The following is a 19,772-nucleotide window of genomic DNA, read 5'->3' on the forward strand; positions in this document are numbered from 1 at the left end:
AAAGCATAGAGGCAAAATCAGAGCATTTGATGACCACTTAAGTAGTGGTCATCGAATGGTACCGTATAAAAGTGAAATAATTTATTCAATTACAACGTGTATTTTCATTCTGCCTATTGAAGATCCCATCGTAATTAACTGACGCATAGACGCAGAAAAGTGTAAGGAGTCAATTAACTATTTCGTGCGCATGTCTAAGATAGGCATATTCTGACCACCTAAGATTGTGGTGGGTAATTTTCCATCCCAATTTTGAGCTTCAGTTAATTTCACAATTAGCGGGTTATCGCCCAAAGCTTTTGCTTTTGCTGTAATGGCTTCAGCTTCTGCTAAGCCTTTGATTCTGATTGATTCAGCTTCTGCGATAGCCACTAATTTAATACCATCTGCTTTGGCTTTAGCGGTATTGACATCACGTTGAGCTTCAAGATTTTGCCTTGCCAATTTATGCTCTTCTGCCGCGGCTAGATTTTTTTCAGTTTGCTTGGTCTCAATCGATGTGAGGTATTTGGCTGGTAGCTGAATGTTTTCTATTTGTATGTTGTCAACAGTTACAGGGAAGTCTTTCATCTCTTCAATTAAATTCGCTTCAATGGCTTGGATAGCGCTGGCACGGTCTTGGATTAATTTTTCAGCATCAAATTGTGGTATCACGTCTTTGGTTGCTGATCTGAATCTAGGATCTAAAATCCTACTTTCAAATTGTGTGAGGCCACCATATTGCCTAAACAATTCTAATGCAGCTGTTTTATCGACCGTCCAGTTAACCGAGACACTAACGGTAACAGGCATTTGTTCTTTTGTGCTTGATGCCATTTTTTCTTCGTTTTTGCGCGTCCTGACTTCTATCTCTTCTACGCTATCAATAAACGGCACTTTAAAATGAAGACCCGGGTTCACCTGTTCTTTAGCTTCACTAAAGCGCTTAACAATACCTATATGACCTTCATTTACTGTGTAAATAGACCCCATCAGTAAAATAAGACCTACCGCTGCAGATACAATAGTTTTTATTGGAATTTGAGTTTTAAAAATTTGCATTTATTTCCCTTTTAATTTTTATCAAAAATGATTCATGTCATCACCATAACATTCTATTTGGCGCACGATAAGGGTAGCAACTTCTATCTGTATTTTCATAGAGAGAATAATTATCTACCCAAATAAGAGTACAGATTGGCTGCTGGCTCACTTCCTTGGCCCCTGCCATAGCGCTAGAAAGAGGTTCATCAGGGCAGTGTGTAAAAATTAAAAATCCACGACCTTATTTAGAGACTCATGCCCATCCAAAGATAAGCCAGTACACTTATCACACCCACCAATAGCGAGTAGGGGAGCTGAGTCTTCACGTGATCGATATGATCCGAGGCGGCGCCAGTGGATGCCAAGATTGAGGTGTCCGACAAGGGGGAGCAGTGGTCCCCAAATACGCCACCGCCAGCGGTTGCCGCCAAAGTTGCGTAGACTAATGTCGAAAGCTGGTCTGAGGAAAAACTAAACGCCAGCGGCACTGATATGGGGATCATAATAGCGTAGGTACCCCATGAACTGCCGGTGGAAAAGGCCACAATGGCAGAAATAACAAATACCAGTACCGGTAACACTGAAGGAGTTAACCATGCTTCAGTAACCGAAACTATATAATCCGCAGTATTGAGTGCAGCAGAAAGATCGTTAAGAGCATAGGCAAAAGCGAGGATCACCACCGCTGGCATAATGCCCTTAATGCCCGACATCGCCGTGGATGTGATCTCTTCCAGAGGCACACCCTGTATACGCATAATGATCGCCAAGACAAAGACTGCCAACATAAAAGCCTCCAGAGGTTTAGCACTGGAAGTCAATATGACAGAAATTAATGCGAAACCAATGACCAGAAATACGGGTAACACAAAATTCCAAAAAAGACTGGTGCGGATCCCCTCTATCGGCTTGATGCCTGTCAGCTCATCGGCCATAAGGGGCTGCCCGCCATCGCGCACTGGCTTGCCCTCTTCCATGGCACGACGCTCAGCTGTTTTCATCGGACCAAAATCTGGTATTGTGCCTGACGCTATCAGACCCACCATAATAACGGTGAGTATTGGGTAAATATTGAAAGGGATAGCGGCCATGAAAAACATCATTCCGTCACCTGCATCAGCAACTGGCCCCATGCCTATTGTGAGGCCTGCAACGAACACCGCCCACCCCGTAAAAGGCACCAGAATGCTGATTGGGGCAGAAGTAGAGTCACAAATATAGGCCAGCTTTTCTCGAGAGATTTTGTAACGATCCGATAGACCTCGCATGGTAGAACCCACAAACAGCGGGCTGAAATAATCACTGAAATAAACAAACATTCCCATAAACCACGAGATTAATTGAACACGCTTTCGATTCATCTTCCTGCGTTCAATAAATTGGGAAAAATTGGCTATCGCAGCGGTGCGCTGAAAAAACGCAAGCAATATCCCAATGAAAAACTCCAACAATAAAATCCACGAAAAGCTCTCGGTACCCAGTGCCCCCACTAACAATTTGGGAAATCCCAACAAACCCTCGCCTGCCACAAGAACGCCTACAAGACAGGCTACTGCCAACGAAAACACCGTATTGCGAGTAGTAAAAGCTAATATAACTGCAACAGCGGCAGGCACTAATGACAGAGGGCCAATATAGTCTGTAACTTCCATAATATATCCCATTTAAAACTGACGTGAATTTAACAGCAGAGGTATCCCACTGAGAGGTATAACTATCGCTCTTGTCTGCCCTGCCAACTTTCTAGGGCTGCAGTCAAATGAAAGCCAATACTGCGCAAGGGATCCGGTGGCATCCACGATGGCGAACCAAATAGCGAGGCAATGTCAGGCACAGTTTTCCCATGGGCAAGATCCGCTAGGGTAGCGCCTAACATAGTACCTTTGACCGTGCCTCCGCCATTACAACCCGTGGAAGCGAAGAGTCCAGGGCCCTGTTGACCCCAAACCGGGGCACCATTGTAGGTAACCCCTACAGCACCACCCCAGACATGTTCGAAATCTTGACCTCTAAGCTGGGGGAAACGACGCCACATCCGGTCCTGTAGTTCGTGGCGAATTTTTTGACCTGTAATTTCTTGCTCATAGCTGTGCAGTGACCTAACTAATAGCCTGCCATCCGCCGTGCGCCGCAACGTGCTGCCAAGCCGGTGCGCAGGCAATAAGCCCCAGTTAGGGTTGCTACCAAGAGTTTCAAGCATAGAGTCATTTAATCTGGGCGTTAACCCCGCATAGGTATACACACCAACCAGACGCGAACGATTAATGCCCAGATTTTTTGCGAAGGAGTTATTGGCTAAGACTAACTGTGAACAGGTCAATTCGCCTTGTGGTGTATTCACCACCCAGTTGATTCCTGTTTTGTTGATTTCCAATGCTGGCGTATTCTCATAAACTGTCACAGAGTCTGGCAACTGTTGGTGTATCGCCCGAATAACAGACGCTGGCTGGGCAAGGTAGCAATCCGGTGAAAACAAGCCAGACCTAAAAAAAGGGGTACCCAGCTCGGTCTCTAGGTCGGCCTGATCCAGTTGCCGATAAGGTAATCCAGCACCTTCGAGAAATAATTTGTAGTTTTCCAGCGACTTAACACCCGCGTCACTAGCCGCTGCCCGATAGGTACCCGCACGTTGTAAGTCAACTGCCTGTCCAGACGCTTCTACATCACGCACAATAGATTGCATAGCCTCTTGAGTCAGCCGATTACACTCCAACATCCGCTGCATGTTATCTGGTTTAGCATCTTCAGCTAAGGCAACATCCAGCAAAAAACCGGAATTTCGCCCTGGGTTCCCCTCACCAATTTCACTGGCGTCAATAACCACAACCCGAGCATCTGGAGAAATTTGCTGCCAACGTCGCGCACAGGCCAGACCGGTAAAACCAGCCCCTATGATAACCACATCTGCGGCAAGCTTGCCGAACAACGCTGGCTGCACATCACGGGCAGGTAATAGCGCATTCCATCCACTTTTCAACCGATAATTTGGAAAACTTTTTGGCATGGTATTATTCTTTTTTATGTTCGTTTATTTACGATCGGCAAGTTCATTATTTTTTTATTATAAAGAGCGGTCGATTTTAAAATGCCCGCAAACCGGAAAATCATCACCGATAGCAAAAGCTGTCAACATAGCACCAGTAACCGTTGCTTGAGTCAAGCCTAAATGCCAATGGCCGAAGAATACCTTGTCAAGATATGGCGAGGCAGAAATAACCGGCTCAGTATCGGGCATACTTGTTTGGTGGGCCATCTAGGGCCAACTACCTTCCACATTAAGCTCATCCTTGTTGATAAATATTTTCTGGGTGTTAATGGGGAATGTATATTAGATAACCCTACCCAAAAGTGACAAAAAGATGGCGTTCGGTGGAGGGAATCTTGCAATTTGAAATGTAGAAAAGCTTCTATCATCGACTATTTCAAATACTATTTCATATTTGAATGCCATCAGTTAATCCCTCACTGACTGCGGCAGAGTAATGGTGTTGCCGCTGCTTGGGTCGTTAATGTGGGCTAAGGGATTGATAAAATGGTCTTTATATTTTAATCCCAAAGGGACATCCTAATATTTTTTTACAGATGAAGGGGTAACATTAAACGTCCGATATCTGTTTCATACTTGGTAACTTGTACTAGTCGAAGGGTCCTTTTTATTGCCATCTAAGTCCGCTTTACATTTTTATATATACTGAGTGTGGAACCGCCTAAGGTTGTGATAAAGAGTCGCTGAATGCAGTTAATAAGCTATTATATTTGCTGCATAGTGCAGTTCACTCTAGTATCTAAACCAATGTTAGAAATTGATTATTTTGGAGTATTTAATGTTGAAATTATACGGTTCTACGACTTCTCCCTATGTTCGCCGTTTACGTATATGGTTGGCGAACACTGAACATGAATTTGTCAATCTGCAGATCTTTGTAGAGCAAGATAGACATCTACTAGCGACTAAAAATCCTACTATGAAAATACCTATGCTAGAGGATGGTACTGATGAAACTGCGCAGATCATTTTTGATTCAAGGATCATCTATCGTTATTTAACGGATAAGTTTGATGATCCGTTACTGAGTTGGGAGCAAGAAAACCAATTAACTATCATTGATTCAGCCAACGACTCTTTAGTGCAAATGTTTATTTTATCCAATTCAGATATTCAGGCTGACGAAGATAAATTGTTTTTTAAATTACAAAAAGAGAGAGTTAACGCGGTATTAGTGCACTTAAATCAGATGGTGGTGAACCAGCAGTTTACCAGTTGGAACTACCCTGCCATATGTCTATATTGTTTAATTGATTGGATAGAGTTTAGGAATTTGCATAACATGCAGGGCTTAACCAACTTATTGGCATTCCATGATGATAATAGCCAACGCATTGAAGTGACTGCCACCGATCCACGTAAAAATTAATCCCATAACAAAGCAACCCAAACAGGTATTACATGAACGAACAACAAAAACTCGCTGCCGAAGCTTCCGCTTTTAGACAATTATTAAAGCATCTTGATGAAAACAAAGATGTGCAAAATATTGACTTGATGATCCTTGCTGATTTTTGCCGTAATTGTTTATCAAAGTGGTATATGGCTGGCGCAAAAGAGCAAGGTGTTGAGATAGATTACGATCAAGCACGTGAAGCTGTGTATGGGATGCCCTTTAATGAATGGAAGGACCATCATCAGTTAGCGGCTACTCCAGAACAAAAGGCCGCGTTTGCAGCACGACAAGCGCTGCAAACATAACGCCTCATCACATTGCCAGCTAAAGGATTATTACGAAACAGTGATCCTAAGATAGGACCCTCCAGTTTAGGAGTAGCTGTATTCGCAAGTAAATTTGATGTGATTAAGCAAAAATTAGCCAATTGTGGCAGTAAAAGCACTGTCTCTGGTGATTACTTTCCTTGGGTTTTGTCAATTAAACGTGAGTAAGTTAAGTGGGGCTCATCCCTTGGATGGTCTGGTAGAATTATCAGTATTGCCCCAGATATTGAGATATATGAGGATGCTCATTCGCTGGCAAAAAGTGATGCTCAACGAAATGCCCCGAGTTGATGTGTACTTCGTCAAAAATGATTTTAAACCCACAGGTTTAGGTGAACCAGGTTTAGGGCCATTTGCTCCTGCATTAGCGAATGCAGTATTTGCCGCCTCGGGAAAACGTTATAGAGACTTACCGTTTAAACCTATGTCGTTGTAAATTGGGTCTTAACGGATTAAAAAGCCGCTTTAGATAGCGGCTTTTTTTGTGAAATATACTAGTTCATCCAATAATCTGGATTGAGGAATGAAATCCCTAAGTGAACTCCTGCTATTTTTTATCAAACCCAAATGCTAAAGGCAGTAAGTCTGTGAACTTCACTGTTTTAAGCTGACCATTTTGGGTAGCCAAATGTACCTCAGTCTGGGCATTTGCAAACTCAGCAATTTTTTGTCGACAACCGCCGCAAGGTGGGCAAAAGTTATCATTTGGACTGGCGATTAGAATGTGTTTAATCTGCTTACTACCCGAAGCAATCATGGCGGAAATAGCGCCTGCTTCAGCACACTGACCTAGGGGGTAAGCGGCATTTTCAACATTGCAGCTGACATGGTGTTGTGCATTCTCATCAAGAATAGCGGCGCCCACGTGAAAATTTGAATAAGGCGCGTAGGCATTTTTTTGTGCGTTAATGGCTAGCGCCAAAAGTATTTTGTGTTCGGCGGTTAGGTCAAGTGCCATAAAAATCAGACTTTAAATTGAACTCGACCCATAGTTTGCTTTATTTCAGGCGTGAGATTCAAGTCTAATTCATGTTTTAACACAACAGGTACTGGGGCAACTTTACTTTTACAGGGAAATAAGCGATTCTAGGAAAATCAATTCTTATTGTTTATTCACGATTTTAAAGGGTTGTAGTGAAACCTAGACTCAAATTGAGAGTCATACAAATAATCTATTTTCAGGTAAAAATTCTCTACTCATTATGCATAAACATTACAGTATCATCATTTTATTCAGTGCATTATTATTTGGTTGTGCAAACAACAGCGGCTCAACGCAAGACAACAGGCAAATGGGCAACTTGTTATTAGCCGAACCTGCACCAATGAATCCGCGCTCACAATTAGCCATTGCTCGTTATAGCCATATTTTGGCGAATACCGATTTAGAGGATGAGCAAAGAGCACAACTGTTGCATCAGCGTGGTACTTTATATGACAGTGTCGGTTTGTCTGGGTTGGCACAATATGATTTTAATCAGGCCATTAGATTAAAACCTGATTTGGCTGAAGCTTATAATTCTATGGGGGTACATTACACCCAGCAAATGAATTTCATCCAAGCTTACGAAGCCTTTGATGCTACCTTAGATATTAACCCAGATATGGAGTTTGCATTTTTAAACCGTGGTATTGCCTTATATTACGGTGGGCGCCCCGATTTGGCGGTGCGTGATTTTGGTACGTTTTATAACAGAAATGCAGCAGATCCTTATCGCGCCCTTTGGAGCTATCTCGCTTCCAGTGAAATAGATAAATCAAAAGCGATGCTTGAGTTAACTCAGCAACGTCAAAATTTAGATGAAAACAACTGGGCTACACAGTTAGTAGATTTGTATCTCGAAAAAACAACCGAAAGTGAACTCTTAAACTCATTGATTAGTGGTGTAACCAGCCAACAACAATTGACTGACAGATTATGTGAAGCCTATTTTTATTTAGGTAAATACCACTCTGCAAGAGGCAACACAGGTGTGGCGTCAAACTATTTTAAACTCGCATTAAGCACTAATGTATTCGAGTACGTTGAACACCGATACGCTCGACTAGAGCTTAATTTATTGCGTGATGAAGCCAATAAAAGCGCCACAAAAGAGATACAAACCCAATAAAAATGACTGTATTTACCAAATGGGGAATAGCCTTAGTTTGTGTGCTGGTCCCTGTTTGGCTTTTGGTTAATCACTATTCTGTGGATATCTCCCCTTCACAACAAAATCATCTTTCTTCGAAACCATTATCTAATCAACTGGCTGAACAACAACTTGCCGCAGGCCTAGCACTTTGGCGGGATAAAAAGTACCAACAGTCGGCACAGGTATTTTCATTACTTGGGTCAAAAAAAATGAATGAGGATCTGCAATCTTTAACTAAGTTGTATCAGTATCACACCGCTGCTTTTAATAAAAATCAAAATTCTGAATTTATGCAGCAGCTATCCACTTTGCCCAGTGACTGTAAACAAAAACTATTGTTTGTGACAGCAGATCTAGAATCCTTAGTGCAAGCTGAAAGTTTTAGGTCACGTTTTGCCCAGGACCCACGCTTAAAGTCATTGCCTATTTGTATCTATGACATGACTTGGTTTGATCCGGTTGATATTGCCTGCGAAGAAAACTGGCACCAAAGTGGCCGATTAGGCTGTCAATTATTGTCACTGGCTGAGAAGTTAAAACGCTTACCTTTTACGCATTTAGTGATGTTTGCCAATAAAGGCAAAGCCAACGTTCACAACGGTGTGATGTTTCTTGATCGCCAAGACACCTACGATGTGTTTATTCACGAGTTAGCCCACTTCTCAGGTTTTATAGATGAATACCCACTCAGTCAAGCACTTGCAAAGCGCGTATGTGCTGGAGTCGACGCACCTAACATAGTGTTTCAACAGGCAAAAAAATTAAAAGCGGACCGACAATATTGGCAGTCAATAGGTCTGAAAAATAATACTGGCATATTTACCGCTAGGACTTGCGATAATCATTCTACCCAAGCGTTTAAAGCGTCTAAGCAGCTCACGTTTATGGAATATCACGATACCGGCTTTATTCCATATAGCTATTTAATGGCATGGCAAAGGCAACTTCAAATTACACCTAATCAACCCTCGGCTCATATTAATTTTGCTCAGTTGTATGAGCAGTCTGATAACCTATCAGAAAGCCAATTTTGGCGAGCCAGATACCAGCAGTATTTATCTTCTTCTACAAATTAGGTCAATATTCTTTAACTCGTTAATATGTTAATTGCATGACTTATGAGTATAATACTTAGACGTCTTATCAGTACCATTAGTCCTCATAAAAATATGTCTGAGTTATTTTCTGTAAAAACCATTGCGTACCCTTTTCCGGCCAAGCCCGTTGCATTGAATCAACTGCAACAGCAACAATACGTTCAGGAAATCAAAATACTGCTTAAAAAAAATAATGCCGTATTAGTGGCGCATTATTACACTGATCCTGAAATCCAAGCCTTAGCCGAAGAAACCGGTGGGTGTATTTCTGATTCATTAGAGATGGCAAGGTTTGGACGTGACTGCGAAGCCGACACTTTGATTGTGGCTGGCGTAAAATTTATGGGCGAAACAGCTAAAATTCTCAGTCCTGAAAAAACAGTATTAATGCCTACCTTAGAAGCGACGTGCTCACTTGATATTGGCTGTCCTGAGGATCAATTTTCAAGTTTTTGTGATGCCCATCCCGATCACAAAGTCGTGGTGTATGCCAATACTTCAGCTGCGGTAAAAGCCCGTGCTGATTGGGTAGTCACTTCAAGTATTGCCTTAGAAATCGTTGAGCATCTAGACGCATTAGGTGAGAAAATCATTTGGGCTCCGGATCGCCATTTAGGTGCATATATTGCTAAGCAGACCGGCGCAGATATGTTGATGTGGCAAGGTGAATGTATCGTTCACGACGAGTTTTCAGCTCATGCGCTGTTAGACATGAAGCACCTTTATCCTGATGCTGCAGTTTTAGTGCATCCAGAATCACCTGCCAGTGTGGTCGCTTTGGCTGATGCTGTTGGTTCAACCACTCAGTTGATCAATGCAGCAAAAACCTTGCCCAATAGCCATTTTATTGTGGCCACCGATCGTGGTATTTTTTACAAAATGCAACAAGCCGCACCAGGTAAAATATTGTTAGAAGCCCCAACAGGCGGCAACGGTGCCACTTGCAAAAGCTGCGCCCACTGCCCATGGATGGCCATGAACGGCCTACACGCTATCCACCAATCATTAACAGATAGCAAAGGTCATGAAATTTTTGTTGATGACGCCATGCGTCAACGTGCCTTAGTGCCTTTAAACCGTATGCTTGATTTTTCAGCTGAATTAAAAATGAAAGTGACGGGTAATGCCTAGTGCCATTGTTTTGGCTTGTGATGTACATCAATTAGTCAGATAAAAGCCAGCTATAGCTGGGTTTTATCTTTATATCCCACATATATTTGTAGTATTTTAATAATTAGGAGCGTGTGTAATGCCAGATTTAAGTCACTACAAAGGGATAGTGTTTGATATGGACGGAACCTTAATAGACTCAATGAGTGCACACGGCATAGCTTGGCGAAAAACCTGCGAAAAATATGCTTATCCTTTTGATTCACAATACATACATAACCTTGGCGGCGTGCCCACCAGAGACATTGTTAAACACCTCAATGAAAAACATAGTTTGAGCCATGACTTAGACGAAGTCAGCGAAACAAAACGCTTAGCGTTTCTCGATCTTAAAGATAAGCCAAGCATTGTCGACGATACATACCAAGTAATGCTTACTTACCAAGGTAAACTTAAAATGGGAGTCGGTACTGGCGCGGAGCGAAATAACGCAATTCAAATGCTAAGCGATACCGGCTTGTTAGCACGTCTTGACACCGTTGTTACTGCTTCTGATGTCACTCACGGCAAACCCCACGGTGAAACTTTTGTTACCGTAGCCACAAATATGGGCTTACAGCCACATGAGTGCGTGGTGTTTGAAGACACTGAAGTAGGCCGTCAAGCCGCCCAAAATGCCGGTATGGACTGCATCATGGTGATCAACGGCAAGATAGTCTTGCCATAATAAATAAGCTAATTATTTTCAGTTAGCTGCATTTTTTGTGGCATTCGCGGGTATATGACCAATAAATCACCACATCAACTGTTTGGGTGCAGTTATTACTTGCGCAGCCAAGCGGATTTACCTAACATACGCGCCTCTTTTGTGGGAGCGATTTAAATCGCCAAGCGCTAACAGGCTGCAAAGGAGAAAAACCAAGGTGCAGGCCAAGCACCAAGTTAAATAAAATTAACTGAAGTAAATAGGCTAAGATTTTAAAAGTTTTGGAGAGCTGGCTGAGTGGCTTAAGGCGCACGCCTGGAAAGTGTGTTTAGGGTTAAACCTAACGAGAGTTCGAATCTCTCGCTCTCCGCCAAATACAAAAAAGCCCCGCTGATAAATTTAGCGGGGCTTTTTTGTATTTGGTGGTTAGACAAATTTTTAGAACAAATTTATTCATAGTATTTATGTTGTTCACATTATTTGAAGGCTAGCTAAAGCTGCCCTATGTTGCTATTGCCACTTAGGAGGAACATGCGTCTTATAGCATGGTTGCGAAGCGATGAAATACAGGGATGTATTTCACACAAATTGTCTGGAACAATTTGCACCGTCTATTACGCTAGAAGGAGCTTGAAAACAGAGGTTCAAGAGTGAATCTAGAGCGGTCAAGTGTTTCCCAACATGACAGTATGTTGCGGACTTTTTACTTTGGTACAGAGCAAAATAGGCCACGCAGCTCGTTGAAACGACGAGGCTGTCATGCAAACAAGACATTACCCGTATATCTATCCGTATATATATCAGTATAAAAACACCTCTCACTACTTTTTTTATACGCTCAGGTTTTTTCAAGAATTGGGTTATGCTATTACTTTTAGTATCAGCCATTTAGTTGTCTCACTATGAAGATTATATTAATGAAGCGAAAGCCCTACTAACAACTTCGTCGTCACGGCGATTTGATCAATAAAATTATTTTATCAACAGTATTCTTAAAATTGTGTACACCTAATTGTAAAAAGAATGGAGAAGGTATGAATAAATTGATTCTTGGCCTAATCGGAACACTAGGCATTTTAATTCTCATGGTTGTTTTCATCTCCGCGCCTATTTCGCCAGTAGCTTATGCACCTTCTCCGCCTCTTGAACTTTCCGGCGTATTGACAGCAAATAAGCTGTTACAGAAAGCAGAACTTTTAGCCCTAGGTGAAATCGATGGACCAGAAGAGGTGGCGGTGGACAGCCAAGGCCGAATCTATGGGGGCACACAAGACGGCAAGATTATGGTGCTAACGTCAGATGGCAAGCTGGATGTTTTTGCTGAAACCTATGGTCGTCCTTTGGGTATGCAATTTGATAAAAATGAGAATTTGATTGTCTGCGATGCGGATAAAGGGCTACTGTCGATTAATCCTCAAGGAAAAATAACTGTGCTGGCTGCGTCAGCAGATAACCTCCCCTTTAAGTTAACCGATGCGTTAGATATTGCCAGTGATGGAACTATTTATTTTACAGATGCGAGCTCCAAATACGGTCATAGCGAACATCTTTATGATCTTTTAGAATCAAAACCTTATGGCAGACTTCTTAGTTATCATCCGGATAATGGTCAGATTAAGGTGTTATTGAGCGAGCTTTATTTTGCAAATGGGGTCGCTCTATCTCAAGAAGAAGACTTTCTCTTAGTGAATGAGACTTATCGCTACAGGATTGTCAGATATTGGCTCAGGGGACCCCAAGCAGGCACGCAAGATATCTTCATTGATAATTTACCAGGATTTCCCGATAACATTTCCAGTAATGGTCAAGGCACATTTTGGTTAGCTCTGTTTACGGTTCGAAATAACGTGTTGGATACACTCCATGCTTTTCCTTTTCTAAAAACTCAAATGTCCAAATTGCCCAAGGCTTTATGGCCTAAACCCCAGCCTTACGGTTTAGTTTTGGCTTTGAATGAACAAGGCCAAATCACCCAAAGTTTACATGAGCCCACGGGTCAGCATTTAAAGGAAATAACTTCTGCTCGTGAACATGATGGTTATCTGTATTTGGGCAGTTTGCATAATGATCGGATTGGAAAGTATAAATTACCCTAGGTCATGGTTTTGTTATTTAACACACTACGCTGAGGTTATTGGCATCTTGATAATGACAAAGCCAGCTCAATTCATTTGGGTTATTTGTATTTTAGGTAATGCATGCCTTCGTTAATTTGATGTAAATCTCCAAAGTATTTAAAAGGTGTTTTACACCTCTACAGATGGCAAAATAGTAAGTATTCGTTTTCACTATTTTCCAGAAAGTTGAGTAGTATCATTTGAAATATTCACAACGTGCGCAAGCCATTTCCCCCTTTTTTGCTATGGCCTTTGGTGAAAAAGCAGCCCGTTTGGAAGCCCAAGGCAAGCACGTTGTTAAATTGAATATAGGTGAGCCTGATTTTGGTGCGCCGCCTGACGTGTTACTTGCCATGCAAGACCTTGCGATCAATGCGCCTCTGCCATACACCTCGGCATTAGGATTACCCGAATTACGTGCTGCTATTGCTGGCTTTTATCAAACAAGCCACCAAATTGAAATCGATCCACAGCGTATTGTTGTCACAGCAGGGGCATCTGCAGCCTTATTGCTACTGTCGGCCGCCTTTGTGGATGAAGGTGACAAGGTGATCATGGCTGATCCGTCTTACCCCTGTAATAAACAATTTATAAAAAGTTTTGGTGGCAAGGTGCAATTGGTGCCGACCCAAGCAGATTCGCACTTTCAATTGAATATGGCGTTGCTTGAACAACACTGGCAGGCAGGCACGCGCGGCTTAATGTTAGCCACTCCCTCTAATCCCACAGGAACCGCCATAGCGGCAGATGAACTAGCCGCAATGTGCCAATTTGCTCGTAGCAAAGGGGCATGGCGCATTGTTGATGAGATTTATCTTAACTTGCACCATGGCTCTGCCGATTCACAGCCAATGAGTGTATTGTCATTCGATGATGAGGCCTTAGTGATTAATAGTTTTTCTAAATATTTTGGTATGACAGGTTGGCGATTAGGTTGGTGTGTGGTGCCTGAGCGTGCAGTCGAAGTCATGGAAAGATTGGCGCAGAATTATTATATTTGTCCGTCGACTTTAGCGCAAAAAGCCGCTTTACAATGTTTTACCCCAAGCTCTATTGCTGTGTGCGAGTTACGACGGGCAACGCTAATTACACGAAAAACCCTGGTGCTGACTGGATTACAAAAATGTGGTTTGCATGTGCCGGTTTCCCCTGACGGTGCTTTTTATGTTTACATCGATGTGAGTCCCACTGGACTCTCGGCTATGACCTTTTGTGAACGAGTATTGCAAGAAGCTCATGTTGCGCTTACACCAGGCAATGATTTTGGTGAATACCAAGGCGACCAGTATGTGCGTTTGTCATTTGCCTCTGCAGAATCTGAACTCGAAGAGGGCTTACGTCGGCTTGCAATATTTATGGAGCATTTAGATATCAGTCTAACTGTTTAGCAGCTAGTGTGCTTTTATGTGCTGTGTTTGCCTTTTTTTTGCAGTGAATTATTTTAATGTATAGTGAATTTTACATAAGCACCTTACCTTGTATACCCTTCACGCTGGCTATATGAAAAAGCCTAAATCTTTATAAAAGTGAGAGGCTTTGCCATATTTTTTACCGTTAGCTAACCGAAAATTCACCCCCACATGTTTTTCCCTTTTATGTTTTAGTGCAAGCTTTGTTGCGTTTCTAAATAAGTCGCGAAGCTTTCTAACCAATCATTGCCCATGAAATGCATATTGTGAACAACTGAATTTCTTCCAGCTTACTTATAAATTCTGGTAGCATTCATAATAGCGGTTTAACGACGAATTAAGGCTTCTTAACTTTGATAAATAAGGAAATCAAACAAATAAAAGCTTCAGGCGAGCTACAAGCCATTTTAGATAAACACAATACTGAGATAACTACCTCTTAAATGACATAGACTCAGCTCTGATGCTTATATACCTCTCTAAAATTATAATAATGAATGCCTCATGTCCTGGCCAAAGTGTTAATTGGTTACCCTCATATCCCAAAAAGATAAGCTCCATAATGCATTTCTAGTTTTATCAAAGCGACCTCTTTTTCGCTATTCCCTTACCACTATAATAGAATATGCTAATACCTAGTCACTGGCAGTCATTTTCCCCATGAACGAAGACAATAAATCCATTCCTGAAAAAGGGTTACTTTTTACTACAAAGGGCAAAGTGTCCGTTTGGGCGTCACAACATCCTTACGCTGATATACCTGATGATTATTTTGAGGAAACCTTTTTCAAAAAAGGTACGCGGGCAAGAAACTGTTGGTCAGACAACTACAAAATTCGCTATTTTTCACCACAGCAGATGGAAACTAATGGTGCCCATACGGGTACTATCGATATTCATGAAGCAGCGGGTGGGTGTTCTTGCTCTAGTTCTTTTATCGTTAATTTGATGAGTAAAGCGAAAAAAAATAAGATGGAGCAAGTAACCTGGATAATTTTACTTTTTGAACAGGAATACAGTGTCAAACAAAGTGGTGTTACTGAAGATGAATTCACCACCTTTTTGGGAGCTTTTAATTATGATGCCTCCAGCGAAAGCTTGTTAGGTGAAGATGATGAAGAAGAACATGAAAGCGAAGATGAAGGCCCAGAACCAGCAGAACCAGAACCAGTATAACTAGAACCAGTATAACTAGAACCAGTATAAATAGCGTAGTCGCCAATTGACCGATGAAATATACGGAAGTATTTATGGCCACAGGTATCGATTTTCAATGTTATCCATCGTGTCTGTAAAGTGAGTTTTTATCAGGTTTTAAATTATTGTGCTCATATTGATGCTTTTAGCTTAGCGTTACCCTTAAGCTAAAAATAAGCTGGGTGTATCCTGGAAACGATACACCCAATGCACAAATTAATGTGCAAAACCATTGTGAAGATCATTCACAGCCTTGATGGAACCGGGTTTTACGTTTTCACTATTCTCAAATTATGTATAACGCCTTTATTTTTACTTGACCGGCACCAGTCGCAGAGTACTTTTGGTGTTGGCTGTGACATCGGCTTCGCTAAAGTGCTGCATTATGTACTGGCCATTAATATACAACTGGGCTTGGTCTTGATAATGCTGATCAAACAATACCCCACTTTGCCCAACAGGATTGATACCCAGTGAGTGGCTAGGGTCGGCAAAATCGATGAGTCTACGGGTAGAAGGGCCGTATGCCACTGGCCAAGGTGCAGGACCCATTTTATGTGACAGGTTGTTAGGGGTTTCGTGACCACCAGGAGCGGCAAACTGACCGACGTTAAACAATTTATCCAGGATTTTTAGTTGGCCCAATGGGTGTTTATGTGTCAGCGTATGGGCACTACCCCATTGCCAGTCGGCTGTATTAGCACCCAGAGTGTTACGTAGGTGTTTTAGGCTTTCCTGCCATGCAACTGTGACTATTGTGGTGCGATCTTCGGTGACGGCCGTCTCTCGATTATCCCACCATGGCGAATCGGGTTTATTTGCCAAGCGAGGTAAAGCAAAGTCGATTACTCGAGTACGAATTAACGTGCCAAAGAAATCGTCACCCATCTCGTCACGCATAGCCTCATAGGAAAGTTGGTAAACTAACTGGTTAAAAATCGTGGGAGCGATGTCATCAAGATTATGTTCCCCATTCCACTTACTGAGTAAGTTCACTAGCTCTTGTTCATCGTCGCTAGCGGTTGCCTGTATGATAGGTAATAGTGGCTTAAGTAAGCGCTTTGCATAGCCGCTGCCTGTATCCAGTTGCAGTGCCTGACTATTTTGCAAGTTCCACTTCACAGTATTGTTGGCTAAACGCTGATCAAGTCGAATACCGCGAGCGGGCAAATTGTAATAACCCGGTACCTTGATACCGCTGTCAGGAAGGGGCTGGTAATTAGCCGAAACGATGTAGCCGCGAGCTGGGTTTTCTTCTTGGGGGTTATCAGTAAAAGGCACAAACCCCAGTTTATCTGCCTCAGAACTGCTTCCGTCGAGGATAAACGTAGGCTCGACTCCGCTAGGACGTAAAGGCAGTTTAGCTGCCGCCCACCAACCAATATCTCCACTGGCATTGGCCCAGACTATGTTGAGTCCTGGCGCATGAATTTTTTCACTGGCTGCACGGGCTTTTGCCAAGGTATCAGCACGGTTGAGTTGATAAAATGCATCAAGAATGGGGTTCTTTGTTTCAAGAAAAGCCCACCACATAGCGATAGGTGTTGTACCTGAATGCTCACCAAGGGCATCGTTGATGATAGGGCCGTGAGGCGAACGGCGCAGGGTTAATGTGATCGGATCCTCGCCTTTGATCTCAATTTTTTCAGTGCGACTTTGTAGCTCTACCCATTGACCCTGATACCAAACTTGATCTGCGTTATCTGGATTGACTGTCTCGGCAATGAGATCTATGTCATCGTTTTGAAACATCGTAATGCTCCAGCCAAAGTCTAAGTTGTGCCCAAGGCTTGCGACTGGATTAAGTGCTTGATGGTGGCCATAAAGCTCAAATCCAGGGTAAGACAAATGTGCTTCGTACCAGACTGAGGGAACGGCAAAACCAATGTGAGGGTCACCTGCCAACAGCGGCTTACCACTTGCGGTGCGACTACCAGATACTGCCCAGGCGTTGCTACCTTCAAATAACGCTAAACCGCTGTCTGTGAGTGCTTGTTGGCTGATATTGGCAATGCGTTGAAGATCACGCCAATCTTCAGCTGTCATGGCCTCAGGTACAACACCCTCGGTGTGCCATGCTAAATCAAACACATCAAGGTATTCAACTCCAAGCTGATCGCGTACATAAGTCAGCACCGGCTCGGTGCGAAAAGCGGCGGCAAAACTGTAAGCCATATAACCGCCAACACTGAGGGTGTCCTCAGCCGTGAATGGGCGTTTTGTAATGCCCAGAATATCAAATTCCAACGGGGCGGGGTGAGAATTTTGGTATTGGTTGATACCATCTAAATAAGCCATCAAGGCTTTATTTGCAGGGGTATTAGGGTCCATCTTTGCTACATAAGCATCGGCATGTGCGCGAATGCCTAGCGTACGAAATAAACGGTCACTGTTGAGTAGTTTTGGACCCAATATAGCGGCTAATTCACCTCGCGCCAAACGGCGCACCATTTCCATCTGAAACAAACGGTCTTGGGCATGAACATAGCCAAGAGTGCGATACATATCTGCTTCGTTTTTCGCTTGAATATGGGGTACGCCTCGTTCGTCATAACGGACATTAACCGGTGCTTGCAGATTGGCAAGGCTTACCTCACCATTGCGCAGAGGTTGTTTGCTATGCATATACCAGACAGCGGCGACCGTGACCATAACAAGTATCATGATGAAGATTTTCAGGAAGCGCATCATTGAAGGGATCCGATTTTTGATAAAAATTTAGCATAACTGTAACATCATACAAGTGGTTAGTTTAGGATTATTGAGGACAGGATAACTGGATTAATATTAACAATACTTAAATACTAGAATGAGGAAAGAGAGCGGTTAGGTTTGATTAAAATCATGACAAAAGGGTAAAAATGAAAAATTAGATATGCATTATTTACTCACTCACTTTTTACTCATCCATAAGCGCTGTCAATTCCCCAAACCTTTTTTGTTAACGCATATTGTGTAGCCTGATCATCGATAGTTACTCTGAATTGTTTGTAGAAATGCAGAGTGAATTGTTGTTAGAAATGTATAGTGATTTGGGGTGTAAAGTGGAGCTCATTCCTAAGCTTTCTTTACGGGGATCCACTTAGTTATGCCAATAAGTGATGTCAACACACAGAGTACATCAGTGACACCCACCCCTTAAACCATCTTAGTTGGGGCAGTTGTCATATTAGGAAGGTTTGAATGGTTAACGAAATCTCACGAAACAGCAGGTAGTTTCCAGTCAGGTCTAGCAAAATGACAGGTGTAGCCGTTGGGGCGGGTTTCTAAGTAGTCTTGATGTTCAACTTCCGCTTCCCAAAAATCGCTAACAGGCTCAACTTCGGTCACTACTTTGCCTGGCCATAATCCACAAGCATCTACGTCCGCAATGGTTCTTACGGCTTCTGCTCGTTGCTCATCAGACACATAATAAATAGCCGAACGATAGGATGCACCGGTATCGTTACCTTGTCTATTTTCAGTACTCGGATCATGAATTTGAAAGAAAAATTCTAGAATTTGTCGATAACTGACGATCTCATTATTGAATAATATTTCAATACCTTCGGCGTGGTTACCATGATTGCGGTAAGTGGCGTTCGCTACTTCACCGCCTGTATAACCCACACGAGTGGAAGTGACACCAGGACGTTTACGAATAAGATCCTGCATCCCCCAAAAACACCCACCGGCTAATACTGCACGTTCATTTGCCATGATTAAATATCCTCAACTTGATCTAAATAAGCTTCATACCCTTCGTTTGCCATCTCATCCCGATGGACAAAACGTAATGAAGCGGAATTAATACAATAACGCAAACCGCCTTGGTCTTTAGGCCCATCTGGAAAAACATGTCCTAGGTGACTATCACCATGAGCTGAGCGTACTTCAATGCGCGTCATACCGAGGGTATTATCAGTGATTTCATTTACATTGACTGGGTCTATTGCTTTAGTAAAACTTGGCCAGCCACATCCTGATTCATACTTGGCAGAAGAGGCAAACAAAGGCTCTGAAGAAACGATATCTACATAGATACCAGGCAAAATGTTATCTAATAATTCACCGGTGCCAGGACGCTCAGTAGCATTTTCTTGCGTCACTTTGAACTGCTCTGGTGTCAGGGCAGAAATTGCGTCTTGTGATTTTTGATATGTGTTCATTATTTCCTCTTTGTGATGAATGTGAGGTGTCTGTTGGAGTTTAACAGATCTGCTATTAAGGT

General features: G+C 42.6%; 19 protein-coding genes and 1 tRNA gene. 12 read left to right on the forward strand and 8 right to left on the reverse strand.

Going from position 1 to position 19,772, the window contains the following annotated elements; all coding sequences use genetic code 11:
* Window positions 1–177: 177 nt before the first annotated feature.
* Both Q0Y52_RS07915 and Q0Y52_RS07920 read right to left on the reverse strand, forming a co-directional pair.
* Window positions 178–1,041, reverse strand: coding sequence for a prohibitin family protein (locus Q0Y52_RS07915; RefSeq protein WP_297820337.1), 864 nt, complete (start codon window positions 1,039–1,041; stop codon window positions 178–180).
* A gap of 227 nt (window positions 1,042–1,268) precedes the next feature.
* A complete protein-coding gene (locus Q0Y52_RS07920) occupies window positions 1,269–2,291 on the reverse strand; it encodes a Na+/H+ antiporter NhaC family protein (RefSeq protein ID WP_297820340.1) in 1,023 nt (340 codons plus the stop codon).
* 166 nt (window positions 2,292–2,457) lie between these two features.
* Between Q0Y52_RS07920 and Q0Y52_RS07925 the strand changes: the two genes are divergently transcribed.
* Window positions 2,458–2,661: a hypothetical protein gene (locus tag Q0Y52_RS07925; protein ID WP_297820343.1), complete on the forward strand. Its 204-nt coding sequence runs from the start codon at window positions 2,458–2,460 to the stop codon at window positions 2,659–2,661.
* A 76-nt stretch (window positions 2,662–2,737) separates the two neighbouring features.
* Here the strand turns inward: Q0Y52_RS07925 and Q0Y52_RS07930 are convergent, their stop codons facing one another.
* Window positions 2,738–4,027 (reverse strand): FAD-binding oxidoreductase, encoded by a 1,290-nt coding sequence (locus Q0Y52_RS07930; protein ID WP_297820346.1) that lies wholly within the window; start codon window positions 4,025–4,027, stop codon window positions 2,738–2,740.
* A 57-nt stretch (window positions 4,028–4,084) separates the two neighbouring features.
* A complete protein-coding gene (locus Q0Y52_RS07935; RefSeq protein ID WP_297820349.1) occupies window positions 4,085–4,276 on the reverse strand; it encodes a hypothetical protein in 192 nt (63 codons plus the stop codon).
* A 571-nt stretch (window positions 4,277–4,847) separates the two neighbouring features.
* On the opposite strand from Q0Y52_RS07935, the gene Q0Y52_RS07940 reads away from it, so the two are divergent.
* The 3 genes from Q0Y52_RS07940 (at window position 4,848) to Q0Y52_RS07950 (ending at window position 6,227) form a co-directional block, all read left to right on the forward strand.
* Complete coding sequence (locus Q0Y52_RS07940; RefSeq protein WP_297820352.1) at window positions 4,848–5,438, forward strand: glutathione S-transferase family protein; 591 nt, start codon at window positions 4,848–4,850, stop codon at window positions 5,436–5,438.
* 32 nt (window positions 5,439–5,470) lie between these two features.
* Window positions 5,471–5,770, forward strand: coding sequence for a DUF1244 domain-containing protein (locus tag Q0Y52_RS07945; RefSeq protein ID WP_297820355.1), 300 nt, complete (start codon window positions 5,471–5,473; stop codon window positions 5,768–5,770).
* Between the two features lie 124 nt (window positions 5,771–5,894).
* Window positions 5,895–6,227 carry a hypothetical protein gene (locus Q0Y52_RS07950; RefSeq protein WP_297820358.1) on the forward strand — a complete coding sequence of 111 codons (333 nt, stop codon included), beginning with the start codon at window positions 5,895–5,897 and terminating at the stop codon, window positions 6,225–6,227.
* A 111-nt stretch (window positions 6,228–6,338) separates the two neighbouring features.
* Here the strand turns inward: Q0Y52_RS07950 and cdd are convergent, their stop codons facing one another.
* Window positions 6,339–6,749, reverse strand: a complete 411-nt coding sequence (cdd, locus tag Q0Y52_RS07955) for a cytidine deaminase (RefSeq protein ID WP_297820361.1) — start codon at window positions 6,747–6,749, stop codon at window positions 6,339–6,341.
* 244 nt (window positions 6,750–6,993) lie between these two features.
* Here cdd and nlpI point away from each other — a divergent pair, with 244 nt between their 5' ends.
* The 8 genes from nlpI to Q0Y52_RS07995 all read left to right on the forward strand — a co-directional run bounded on the left by nlpI (window position 6,994) and on the right by Q0Y52_RS07995 (window position 15,541).
* Window positions 6,994–7,902 carry a lipoprotein NlpI gene (gene nlpI / locus Q0Y52_RS07960; protein ID WP_297820364.1) on the forward strand — a complete coding sequence of 303 codons (909 nt, stop codon included), beginning with the start codon at window positions 6,994–6,996 and terminating at the stop codon, window positions 7,900–7,902.
* 2 nt (window positions 7,903–7,904) lie between these two features.
* Window positions 7,905–9,002, forward strand: a complete 1,098-nt coding sequence (locus Q0Y52_RS07965; RefSeq protein ID WP_297820367.1) for a hypothetical protein — start codon at window positions 7,905–7,907, stop codon at window positions 9,000–9,002.
* Between the two features lie 93 nt (window positions 9,003–9,095).
* Complete coding sequence (nadA, locus tag Q0Y52_RS07970; RefSeq protein WP_297821477.1) at window positions 9,096–10,154, forward strand: quinolinate synthase NadA; 1,059 nt, start codon at window positions 9,096–9,098, stop codon at window positions 10,152–10,154.
* Between the two features lie 118 nt (window positions 10,155–10,272).
* Window positions 10,273–10,860, forward strand: a complete 588-nt coding sequence (locus tag Q0Y52_RS07975; RefSeq protein ID WP_297820370.1) for a beta-phosphoglucomutase family hydrolase — start codon at window positions 10,273–10,275, stop codon at window positions 10,858–10,860.
* 262 nt (window positions 10,861–11,122) lie between these two features.
* A tRNA-Ser gene (locus Q0Y52_RS07980) sits at window positions 11,123–11,212 on the forward strand.
* Between the two features lie 661 nt (window positions 11,213–11,873).
* On the forward strand, window positions 11,874–12,935 hold the full coding sequence (locus tag Q0Y52_RS07985) for an SMP-30/gluconolactonase/LRE family protein (RefSeq protein WP_297820374.1): 1,062 nt from the start codon (window positions 11,874–11,876) through the stop codon (window positions 12,933–12,935).
* Window positions 12,936–13,156: 221 nt separating this feature from the next.
* Window positions 13,157–14,344, forward strand: coding sequence for an aminotransferase class I/II-fold pyridoxal phosphate-dependent enzyme (locus tag Q0Y52_RS07990; RefSeq protein WP_297820377.1), 1,188 nt, complete (start codon window positions 13,157–13,159; stop codon window positions 14,342–14,344).
* A 681-nt stretch (window positions 14,345–15,025) separates the two neighbouring features.
* Window positions 15,026–15,541 carry an immunity 22 family protein gene (locus Q0Y52_RS07995; protein ID WP_297820380.1) on the forward strand — a complete coding sequence of 172 codons (516 nt, stop codon included), beginning with the start codon at window positions 15,026–15,028 and terminating at the stop codon, window positions 15,539–15,541.
* A 333-nt stretch (window positions 15,542–15,874) separates the two neighbouring features.
* On the opposite strand, the gene Q0Y52_RS08000 is transcribed toward Q0Y52_RS07995, so the two are convergent.
* The 3 genes from Q0Y52_RS08000 to msrB all read right to left on the reverse strand — a co-directional run bounded on the left by Q0Y52_RS08000 (window position 15,875) and on the right by msrB (window position 19,710).
* Window positions 15,875–18,214, reverse strand: coding sequence for a penicillin acylase family protein (locus tag Q0Y52_RS08000; protein WP_297820383.1), 2,340 nt, complete (start codon window positions 18,212–18,214; stop codon window positions 15,875–15,877).
* A gap of 546 nt (window positions 18,215–18,760) precedes the next feature.
* Entirely contained in the window at window positions 18,761–19,261 is a 501-nt protein-coding gene (msrA, locus tag Q0Y52_RS08005; RefSeq protein ID WP_297820386.1) for a peptide-methionine (S)-S-oxide reductase MsrA, read from the reverse strand.
* Between the two features lie 2 nt (window positions 19,262–19,263).
* Window positions 19,264–19,710 carry a peptide-methionine (R)-S-oxide reductase MsrB gene (gene msrB, locus Q0Y52_RS08010; RefSeq protein ID WP_297820389.1) on the reverse strand — a complete coding sequence of 149 codons (447 nt, stop codon included), beginning with the start codon at window positions 19,708–19,710 and terminating at the stop codon, window positions 19,264–19,266.
* Between the last annotated feature and the right edge of the window lie 62 nt (window positions 19,711–19,772).

Source organism: uncultured Paraglaciecola sp. (assembly GCF_943787955.1).
In the GTDB taxonomy this organism is placed as follows: domain Bacteria; phylum Pseudomonadota; class Gammaproteobacteria; order Enterobacterales; family Alteromonadaceae; genus Paraglaciecola.

Coding starts and splice junctions, on each gene's coding strand:
- Q0Y52_RS07915 (WP_297820337.1), bottom strand. CDS start 1,041: ATGCAAATTTTTAAAACTCAAATTCCAATAAAAACTATTGTATCTGCA.
- Q0Y52_RS07920 (WP_297820340.1), bottom strand. CDS start 2,291: ATGCGAGGTCTATCGGATCGTTACAAAATCTCTCGAGAAAAGCTGGCC.
- Q0Y52_RS07925 (WP_297820343.1), top strand. CDS start 2,458: ATGAAAAACTCCAACAATAAAATCCACGAAAAGCTCTCGGTACCCAGT.
- Q0Y52_RS07930 (WP_297820346.1), bottom strand. CDS start 4,027: ATGCCAAAAAGTTTTCCAAATTATCGGTTGAAAAGTGGATGGAATGCG.
- Q0Y52_RS07935 (WP_297820349.1), bottom strand. CDS start 4,276: ATGGCCCACCAAACAAGTATGCCCGATACTGAGCCGGTTATTTCTGCC.
- Q0Y52_RS07940 (WP_297820352.1), top strand. CDS start 4,848: ATGTTGAAATTATACGGTTCTACGACTTCTCCCTATGTTCGCCGTTTA.
- Q0Y52_RS07945 (WP_297820355.1), top strand. CDS start 5,471: ATGAACGAACAACAAAAACTCGCTGCCGAAGCTTCCGCTTTTAGACAA.
- cdd (WP_297820361.1), bottom strand. CDS start 6,749: ATGGCACTTGACCTAACCGCCGAACACAAAATACTTTTGGCGCTAGCC.
- nlpI (WP_297820364.1), top strand. CDS start 6,994: ATGCATAAACATTACAGTATCATCATTTTATTCAGTGCATTATTATTT.
- Q0Y52_RS07965 (WP_297820367.1), top strand. CDS start 7,905: ATGACTGTATTTACCAAATGGGGAATAGCCTTAGTTTGTGTGCTGGTC.
- nadA (WP_297821477.1), top strand. CDS start 9,096: ATGTCTGAGTTATTTTCTGTAAAAACCATTGCGTACCCTTTTCCGGCC.
- Q0Y52_RS07975 (WP_297820370.1), top strand. CDS start 10,273: ATGCCAGATTTAAGTCACTACAAAGGGATAGTGTTTGATATGGACGGA.
- Q0Y52_RS07985 (WP_297820374.1), top strand. CDS start 11,874: ATGAATAAATTGATTCTTGGCCTAATCGGAACACTAGGCATTTTAATT.
- Q0Y52_RS07995 (WP_297820380.1), top strand. CDS start 15,026: ATGAACGAAGACAATAAATCCATTCCTGAAAAAGGGTTACTTTTTACT.
- Q0Y52_RS08000 (WP_297820383.1), bottom strand. CDS start 18,214: ATGGTCACGGTCGCCGCTGTCTGGTATATGCATAGCAAACAACCTCTG.
- msrA (WP_297820386.1), bottom strand. CDS start 19,261: ATGGCAAATGAACGTGCAGTATTAGCCGGTGGGTGTTTTTGGGGGATG.
- msrB (WP_297820389.1), bottom strand. CDS start 19,710: ATGAACACATATCAAAAATCACAAGACGCAATTTCTGCCCTGACACCA.